The organism is Rathayibacter sp. AY1F9 (assembly GCF_002932155.1).
Taxonomy (GTDB): domain Bacteria; phylum Actinomycetota; class Actinomycetes; order Actinomycetales; family Microbacteriaceae; genus Rathayibacter.
Map to the genome: position 1 here is coordinate 1 of NZ_PSVA01000055.1, position 1,896 is coordinate 1,896.

A 1,896-nucleotide genomic window follows, 5' to 3' on the forward strand; every position below is an offset into this window, starting at 1 on the left:
GCCTCGAGAACGTTCTCCGCGCGTCATCGCCCCCGACGACGACAGACGCTGCGAGCGTCCTGCGCCGCGACTTGACCAGAAGCCATAGAAGGGTCCCCGACATTCCCCGTTCCGGGGAGCGCGAGCTGCACTCGCGCAGCGGTGACGGAGCACCGCCGGTAGGAGGCCGCTACGCGGCTTGTTTCCCCGTTTTCTTCACCTCTCCGCGGTCTCAACCTATTTCGCTCCACCGGCTACGTGCCACCGATTCCGGACGCGCCCTGCGGGCTTATTTCGCCCGGAATCGGCGTCACTCCGCCGCCTCCACTCAAACGGTTCTTCCCGCCGGAGAGGCAAAGAAAAACGATCAGCCAGAGGGAGACACACCATGAGCCAGCAGCGCGGCACCCGTACCGAGGTCATCACGAGCGAGCACCACGGACCCGGGGCAGAGGGCATCAGCCGGACCGCCCGTCAGGTGGTCATCGTCGGCGCCGGTGGCCGCGACCCGGTGACCGAGCAGACCCCGGCCGTGCACCTGGTCACCCGCGAGGGCCGCGCGGGGCTTCCCGGGGTGACGTTGCAGCACTTCGAGCCCGTGGAGGCGCTGCCCGCGGATCGCGTCGGCTACATGGCCTCCGGTGCCTTCGTCGTCGTGCCGGTCGACGTCGCGCGAGCGCTCGACCTGTTCCCGGCCGCGTACGCGCTGCACGACCGCAGCGAGACGCCCGCCGACTACCGCGACAACGACTGACCCCCCCCGAACCGAGAAGGAGAACCGACATGCTCACCATCACCCACACGCCCGAAGCCGGAACGATCATCGAGGGCACCAGCCGCGGCGACGGCACCGCCGAGATCCTGAAGGCGTCCGGCTGGCGCTGGGGCCGCTCCATCGGCGCCTGGTACGTCCCGCAGTCCCGCGACCGCCTGCCGAAGTGGTGGACCATCAACCGCGCCGCGACCGCCCTGCGCGAGGCCGGGCACGAGGTCACGATCGAGGCCGAAGAGACGTTCCGCCCGACCGCCGAGGCGGAGGCGGCGACCCTCGAGCGCCAGGCCGCCCGCGTCGACGCGCTCGACGCGAAGGCTGACCGTCGCGCCGCGGACGCCGACACCGCGGACGCGGCCGCGCGCCGCGCGTTCGATCGGCTCCCGGAGGGTGGCGAGCCGATCAAGATCGGCCACCACTCCGAGACGCGGCACCGCAACGCGATCGAGAAGGCCCACAACGCGATGGGTCGCAGCGTCGAGGCCGACCGCGAGGCCACCCGCGCGCGCGCCCGCGCCGACGTCGCCGCCCACACCACCGAATCCCGCTACGCGCCGGGAATGGTCGCCCGCCGCATCGACCGCCTCGATACCGACATTCGCGGCTGCACACGGAAGATCGAGGGCAGCTCGCACAACTTCGGCGGCGGCTACATCGAGACGACCGCCCCCGCCACCGGCGACCGACTCGACCGGCTGCACGCCGAGCGCGCGCAGCTCGAAGATCAGCGCGACTACTGGTCGGAGGTCCGCGAGGCGCAGGCCGCCGCGGGACAGGTGACGATCCACAGTCGCGACAGGATCGCCAAGGGCGACGCGATCAAGCACAAGTTCGGGTGGAGCCTCGTTACCCGCGTGAACCCCAAGACCGTGACGGTCGCGCTGGACTGGAACGCCGGGACGCGCCCCTACTCCGTGGCCTACGCCGACGTGCAAGGACACCGCACCGCCACGGAACTCGACGCGGCCCGCGAGGCGGTCGCGGAGACGGCCGCCGCGAGCTGAGCGGGCGAGGGCCGGCCTCCGGGCCGGCCCGTGAGGGGCGACCCCCTCACACTCTCTAATGATCTCGGCTGGCCTGGTGCCGGCTGTCAGGCTGGTTCTGGCTTGCTCGGGCGTGACTCATCACACTCTTGACCGCTGTGT

At 71.1% G+C, this 1,896-nt stretch carries 2 protein-coding genes; both read left to right on the forward strand.

The genetic code is table 11. From position 1 onward, the window contains the following. Positions 1–367 precede the first annotated feature (367 nt). Positions 368–733 carry a hypothetical protein gene (locus C5C37_RS16995; RefSeq protein WP_104339341.1) on the forward strand — a complete coding sequence of 122 codons (366 nt, stop codon included), beginning with the start codon at positions 368–370 and terminating at the stop codon, positions 731–733. Positions 734–762: 29 nt separating this feature from the next. Continuing rightward, positions 763–1,755, forward strand: a complete 993-nt coding sequence (locus C5C37_RS17000) for a DUF3560 domain-containing protein (RefSeq protein WP_104339342.1) — start codon at positions 763–765, stop codon at positions 1,753–1,755. Positions 1,756–1,896: the final 141 nt, after the last annotated feature.

Coding starts and splice junctions, on each gene's coding strand:
- C5C37_RS16995 (WP_104339341.1), top strand. CDS start 368: ATGAGCCAGCAGCGCGGCACCCGTACCGAGGTCATCACGAGCGAGCAC.
- C5C37_RS17000 (WP_104339342.1), top strand. CDS start 763: ATGCTCACCATCACCCACACGCCCGAAGCCGGAACGATCATCGAGGGC.